6 protein-coding genes are annotated in these 6,938 nt (G+C 66.3%); all 6 read left to right on the top strand.

Annotation, left to right across the window (positions count from 1 at the left end; genetic code table 11):
- The coding region (locus SFU54_RS08990; RefSeq protein WP_319015943.1) for a PLP-dependent transferase at positions 1–714 on the top strand (714 nt) is incomplete at its 5' end.
- Between the two features lie 87 nt (positions 715–801).
- On the top strand, positions 802–1,833 hold the full coding sequence (locus SFU54_RS08985) for a LacI family DNA-binding transcriptional regulator (protein WP_413466593.1): 1,032 nt from the start codon (positions 802–804) through the stop codon (positions 1,831–1,833).
- Between the two features lie 192 nt (positions 1,834–2,025).
- Positions 2,026–2,733 carry an L-ribulose-5-phosphate 4-epimerase gene (locus tag SFU54_RS08980; RefSeq protein ID WP_319015941.1) on the top strand — a complete coding sequence of 236 codons (708 nt, stop codon included), beginning with the start codon at positions 2,026–2,028 and terminating at the stop codon, positions 2,731–2,733.
- On the top strand, positions 2,730–4,340 hold the full coding sequence (locus SFU54_RS08975; RefSeq protein WP_319015940.1) for a xylulokinase: 1,611 nt from the start codon (positions 2,730–2,732) through the stop codon (positions 4,338–4,340). The genes SFU54_RS08980 and SFU54_RS08975 overlap by 4 nt, the downstream gene beginning before the upstream one ends.
- Positions 4,337–5,857 (top strand): L-arabinose isomerase, encoded by a 1,521-nt coding sequence (gene araA, locus SFU54_RS08970; RefSeq protein WP_319015939.1) that lies wholly within the window; start codon positions 4,337–4,339, stop codon positions 5,855–5,857. The genes SFU54_RS08975 and araA overlap by 4 nt, the downstream gene beginning before the upstream one ends.
- Positions 5,858–6,006: 149 nt before the next feature.
- A partial coding sequence (locus SFU54_RS08965; protein ID WP_319015944.1) for a sugar-binding protein occupies positions 6,007–6,938 on the top strand: 932 nt, incomplete at its 3' end.

Raw genomic sequence — 6,938 nt, 5'->3', positions numbered from 1 at the left:
GAGACCCCGAGCAATCCGCTCATGAAGATCACCGACATCTCGGCGCTCGCCGAGATCGCTCACGCGGTCGGCGCACTCGTTGTCGTCGACAACACCTTCGCCACGCCCTACTTGCAGCAGCCGCTGACGCTCGGCGCCGATGTCGTCGTGCACTCGACGACGAAGTATCTCGGCGGGCACTCTGACGTGCTCGGCGGCGCTGTTGTGCTCAACGACCCCGAGCTGGCCGAGCAGGTGCAGTTTCTGCAGTTCGCCGCGGGAGCCGTCTCGGGACCGATGGATGCGTGGCTCACGACGCGCGGCATCAAGACTCTTGCCGTGCGCATAGACCGCCACTCAGCCAACGCCCACGCGATCGCCGAGTCGATCGTCGGCCACACGGCTGTCGCGCGTGTCTACTACCCCGGACTCACCGATCACCCGGGTCACGAGCTTGCGGCGCGTCAAATGCGCGGTTTCGGCGGGATGCTCTCGCTCGAGCTCGCGGCAGGCGCCGCCGCCGCACGCGCCTTCGCCGAGGGCCTGCGCGTCTTCAGCCTCGCGGAGTCACTCGGTGGCGTCGAATCGCTCGTGAACTACCCCAGCGAGATGACCCACGCGTCGGTGCGGGGCACCGAGCTAGAAGTGAGTGACGCGATCGTTCGCTTGTCGGTGGGAATCGAAGACGTCGACGACCTTCTTGCTGACGTTCAGCAGTCACTGGCGAGTCTCTGACCCGGTGGCCGTCGTTCTCTGGAGCGCTCGCGTGCATAATGGTCTCGCCGATGTGAACGTACACATCGCGACCCCGAACGGACGATGATGACGGACACGGAGCGACCGGCTGAGCCGGAACGCGTGCGCGCGCCGAACATCCGTGACGTCGCCCGGGTCGCCGGGGTGTCGTACCAAACCGTTTCGCGCGTGCTCAACGACAGCCCGAGCATCCGCCCCGAAACGCTCCAGCGCGTGCGGGAAGCGATCGACGAGCTCGGCTATCGGCCCAATCAGGCGGCGCGTGCTCTCGTGACGAGCCGATCGCGCACGATCGGTGTGCTCGCGGCGCAAACCGTGCACTACGGGCCCGCCACGAGCATTCAGGCGATTGAGTCGGCAGCGCGTGAAGCGGGCTACCGGCTCTCCATCACCAACATCAGTTCGAGCGAATACGCCTCGATCAAGAGCGGTCTCGACTACCTCATGAGCCAGTCGATCGAAGCGCTCATCGTGATCGCGCCACAAGTGCGCGTTTTCGAGGCCATCAACGATCTGCAGATCGGTGTGCCGTTCGTCACGCTCGAGGCCACCGGGTTGAACACCTCACACTCGCTGTGGGTTGACCAAGTGATGGGCGCCCGCATGGCAACGCGACACCTCATCGAGCTTGGGCACACCGAAATCATGCATATTTCGGGCCCGCAAGACTGGATCGAGGCCGAAGCCCGCATGCAGGGCTTCTTGCGCGAGCTGAGCGACGCTGACTTGCGCACGCGCGCACCGATCTTGGGTGACTGGACGGCATCATTCGGCTACTACGCCGGGCTCGAACTCTTGCGCTACCGCGACTTCACTGCGGTTTTCGTCGGAAACGACCAAATGGCGCTCGGCTTCATGCACGCCTGTCGCGAAATGGGCCTCAGCGTGCCCGGGGATATGTCGATCGTCGGCTTTGACGACATTCCCGAGGCGGCGCACTATGCACCTCCCCTCACGACCGTGCGGCAGAACTTTGCCGAGATCGGTCGCCGTGCGGTTGCCCTCTTGTTGGGCGAGCTTCGTGGCGAAGTGGAGATGAACCACGATCCGGTGCAGCCGGAGTTGATCATCCGTCAATCGACGGGGCGTCGACCGTAACGATTCACCCCGGATTCCCCGGCGTTATCGAGTTGTGACCGTTTCGCCCGCATGCGTAGTTGACACATGTGACCGTTTCGCCGTTAGATAGCCATCACGCGATGTGAACGGTCACAAAACGGTCACAGCGAAACCACCCCTGAACTACCCCGGCGTCGGGTCCACCCGTCGCCGCCGCGACGATGGAGTCCCGTGAACGTGCTGAGCCCCGAAGTGCAGGTCGCCGTTGCGCGTGTGCGCGACGACGTGGCTGCTCTTCACGCCGAGCTCGTGCGCTACAACCTCGTGGTGTGGACGGGCGGCAACGTCTCGGGCCGGGTTCCGGGTGCCGACCTCTTCGTCATCAAGCCGAGCGGTGTGGGCTATGACGACCTCACCCCCTCGAGCATGATCTTGTGCACGCTTGACGGCGAGGTCGTGCCGAACACTCCCGGCAGTGACCGCAGCCCGTCAAGCGACACGGCAGCGCACGCGTACGTCTACCGCAACATGCCCGAGGTCGGCGGCGTCGTGCACACGCACTCGACCTACGCAACCGCCTGGGCGGCGCGGGCCGAGCCGATTCCGTGCGTGATCACGGCCATGGCCGACGAGTTCGGTGGCGACATTCCCGTGGGCCCGTTCGCGATCATCGGCGACGACTCGATCGGTCGCGGCATCGTTGAGACCTTGCGCGGGCACCGTTCGCGCGCCGTGCTCATGCAGAACCACGGCCCGTTCACGATTGGCACGGATGCTCGTGACGCGGTCAAGGCCGCCGTCATGGTTGAAGACGTCGCGCGTACGGTGCACATCGCCCGCCAGGCCGGCCCGCTGGTTCCGATCGCACCCGACGCCATCGACGCGCTCTTCGACCGCTACCAGAACGTCTACGGCCAGCCCGTCGGAGGTGTTCGATGAGCGCCGCGGTGATCGCTGACGGCCGCGCCGTGCTCGGCATCGAGTTGGGGTCGACGCGCATCAAGGCATGCCTCATCGGCGAAAACCCCAACGAGGTCATTGCGGTGGGCTCGTACGAGTGGCAGAACCAGCTCGTTGATGGCGTGTGGACCTACGACCTCGCTGAGGTGTGGGCGGGCCTGCAGGGTGCCTACGCAGCCCTCGTCGCCGACGCACAAACGCGTCACGGCGCTACCCCGACGACATTTGCGGCCGTCGGCGTCTCGGCCATGATGCATGGCTACCTCGCCTTCGATGACGCTGACGAGTTGCTGGTTCCCTTCCGCACGTGGCGCAACACGAGCACGGGCCAGGCCGCTGCCGAGCTCACCGAACTCTTCGGCGTGAACATTCCGCTGCGGTGGTCGATCGCGCACCTGCACCAGGCGGTGCTGAGCGGCGAAGACCACGTCGGCCGCGTTCGCCACATCACCACTCTCGCGGGCTACGTGCACCAGATGCTCACGGGCGAGCGTGTGCTCGGCATCGGCGATGCCTCGGGCATGTTCCCCATCGATGCCGCAGGGGTTGACTACGACGCCGCGATGCTCGCGCAGTATGACGCGCTCGTTGCCCCCACTGCTCTGGCTGCTCCGCTGCGCGACCTCCTGCCCGCGATCCTCCCGGCCGGGGCCTCCGCCGGTGCGCTCACCGCCGAGGGTGCCGCACTGCTCGACCCGTCGGGTGCCTTGCAGCCCGGCGCCGTGTTCTGCCCGCCCGAGGGCGACGCCGGAACCGGCATGGTCGCGACAAACGCGGTGGCTCCGGGCACGGGCAACGTCAGTGCCGGAACGAGCATCTTCGCGATGGTCGTTCTCGAGCGGCCGATCGAGCGCGTGCACGCCGAACTCGATGTTGTGGCGACGCCGGCCGGGCATCCCGTCGCGATGGTGCACTGCAACAACGGCACGAGTGAACTGGCCGCATGGGTGGGTGTGTTCCGCCGCTTTGCCGAACTCACGGGAACGCCCGTCGACGCCGATGAGGCCTACCGCTTGCTGCTCGCCGAGGCACTCGATGGCGCGGCTGATGCGGGAGGCGTGCTGGCCTACAACCAGATTGCGGGCGAGCCGATCGCCCACTTGAGCGAGGGTCGCCCGATTGTCGTGCGCACGCCCGAGAGCGACCTCACGCTGGCCAACACCATGCGCGCTCAGGTTTATGGAGTCTTCGCCACGCTCAGCCTCGGCATGCGCGCCTTGCACGACGAAGGCGTCGCGATCGATCGCATGCAGGCCCACGGCGGACTCTTTCGCACGGCCGGCGTCGCCCAGCGCTTTCTCGCCGCGGCGCTTGATGCTCCGGTGGGCGTCGCCGAGAGCGCGGCCGAAGGGGGAGCCTGGGGCATCGCGGTGCTCGCGGCCTTCACCGCGGCGGGTGGCGGAGACCTCTCGACCTTCCTCGAGCGCGAGGTTTTCGGCGGCACCGACATGAACGTCGTGACGCCCCACCCCGCCGATGTCGCGGGCTTTGCCACCTACCTCAGCACCTATGAGTCTGGCCTCGAGATTCAGCGACAGGCCGTCGACGCTTTGCCCCTCACCGCACTCCAAGGAGCCACCTCGTGACCCGCAGCATTGTCCCCGACCTCTCGACCTACGAGGTCTGGTTTCTCACCGGGAGCCAGAACCTCTATGGCGATGAGACGTTGCGCCAGGTGGCGGAGCAGTCGCAACAGGTTGTTGCGGGGCTGAAGGCTGCGGCGAGCATCCCAGTCACGATCGTGTGGAAGCCGACCCTCGTTGACAGCGCGAGCATCAAGCGCGTCATGCAAGAAGCCAACGCCGCGCCCAACGTCATTGGCGTGATCGCGTGGATGCACACCTTCAGCCCGGCCAAGATGTGGATCGCCGGCCTCGACGCGCTGCAGAAGCCGCTGCTGCACTTGCACACGCAGGCCAACGTCGAACTGCCGTTCGCGACGATCGACTTCGATTTCATGAACCTCAACCAGGCTGCGCACGGCGACCGTGAATTCGGATACATCGTCTCGCGCCTCGGCGTGGCGCGCACGACCGTCGTGGGGCACGTCTCGAACCCCGCCGTGACCGATCGTGTTGCCGTCTGGGCCCGCGCGGCCGCCGGTTGGCACGCGACCCACGAGCTCAAGCTCGCTCGCTTCGGTGACAACATGCGCTACGTCGCGGTGACCGAGGGCGACAAGACCGAGGCCGAACTGCGGTTTGGCGTGCAGGTCAACACGTGGGGCGTCACCGAACTCGCCGACGCCGTGCACGCGGTCGCCGACGCCGACATCGACGCTCTTGTCGCCGAATACCTCGACCTCTACGACGTCGCTGCCGAACTGCACCCCGGGGCAGCGCGTCACGAATCGCTGCGCTACGGCGCGGCTATTGAGCTCGGCTTGCGCGGGTTCCTCGAAGACGGCGGGTTCTCTGCCTTCACCACCTCGTTCGAGGACCTCGCCGACCTGAAGCAGCTGCCCGGCCTCGCCGTGCAGCGCCTCATGGCCGACGGCTACGGCTTCGGCGCCGAGGGCGACTGGAAGACCGCGGTGCTCGTGCGCGCGGCCGCCGTGATGGGAGCCGGGCTGCCCGGTGGCGCATCCCTCATGGAGGACTACACGTATCACCTCGAGCCCGGCAACGAGCTCATTCTCGGCGCGCACATGCTCGAAGTCAGCCCCTCGCTCACCACCTCGACACCGCGCCTCGAGGTGCACCCGCTCGGCATCGGCGGCAAAGACGACCCCGTGCGTCTGGTCTTCACGGCCGACGCTGGCCCGGCCGTCGTCGTGGCGCTCAGTGACATGCGCGACCGCTTCCGCCTCGTGGCGAACGTCGTTGAGAACGTCGCTCTGCCGGCGCCGATGCCCCACCTTCCTGTCGGACACGCGGTGTGGAAGCCCGCTCCCGACTTCAGCACTTCCGCCGCAGCCTGGCTGACGGCGGGGGCCGCCCACCACACGGTCATGACCACGCAAGTGGGAGTCGATGTCTTTCGAGACTTCGCCCAGATGGCCGCGGTCGAGCTGCTCGTCATTGACGAGAGCACCACGCTCGAGGGGTTCGCGCGCGATGTGCGCACGAACGCCGCCTACTACCGATTGGCGCAATCACTATGAGCGCGCTGACCACCTAGATGTCCCGGGGTTCGCCCCGGGAACGGCTCTCAACTCGCAGGTGAGTTGAGAACTGCAGCACCACCACATCCCCTATGAAAGGACACACAGTGAAGAAGAACGTTCTTCTCTCCGCCGTGGCCATTGGCGCGATGACCTTTGGTCTCGCCGCTTGCTCGGCCCCGGCTGCCGAGGGCGAAGGCGAAGGCGGAGGCCTCATCGGCGTCGCCATGCCCACCCGCTCGTCGGAGCGCTGGATCGCTGACGGTGACGCCCTCGTGGCCGAGCTCGAGGCTGCTGGCTACACCGTCGACCTCCAGTACGCAGAGGACGACATCCCCACGCAGGTCTCGCAGGTCGAGAACATGATCACCAAGGGTGCAGAAGCCCTGATCATCGCCGCGATCGACGGCACCACCCTCACCGAGGTGCTGCAGACCGCTGCTGACAGCGACATCCCGGTCATCGCGTATGACCGTCTGATCCTCGACTCGGAGAACGTCAACTACTACGCGACGTTCGACAACTTCCTCGTGGGCCAGCAGCAGGCGTGGACCCTGCTGAACGGTCTCGGCCTCACCGACCTCGAGGGCAACGCGCTCCCCGACGCGCCGGCTGGTCCGTTCAACATCGAGCTGTTCGCTGGCTCGCTGGACGACAACAACGCGTTCTTCTTCTTCAAGGGCGCCATGGATGTCCTCCAGCCGCTGATCGATGACGGAACGCTCGTCGTGAAGTCGGGTCAGACCGACATCGAGCAGGCCGCCACGCTGCGCTGGGACGGCGAAGTCGCCCAGAGCCGCATGGAAGACCTTCTGACGGCGAACTACTCGGACGGCACCAAGGTCAACGCCGTTCTGTCGCCCTACGACGGCCTCAGCCGTGGCATCATCTCGGCTCTGACCGACGCTGGCTACGCCGTGGGTGTCGACTTCCCGATCATCTCGGGCCAGGACGCCGAGGTCGACTCGGTCAAGGCGATCCTCTCGGGTGAGCAGTACGCGACGATCTTCAAGGACACCCGCGAGCTCGCGAAGGTTGCGGCCGGCATGGCCGTTGCTCTTCTCGAGGGCGGCGAGCCCGA

This window comes from Microcella sp., from assembly GCF_033763155.1.
Taxonomy (GTDB): Bacteria; Actinomycetota; Actinomycetes; order Actinomycetales; family Microbacteriaceae; genus Microcella.
This window is presented reverse-complemented; position numbering and strand designations above follow the sequence as displayed.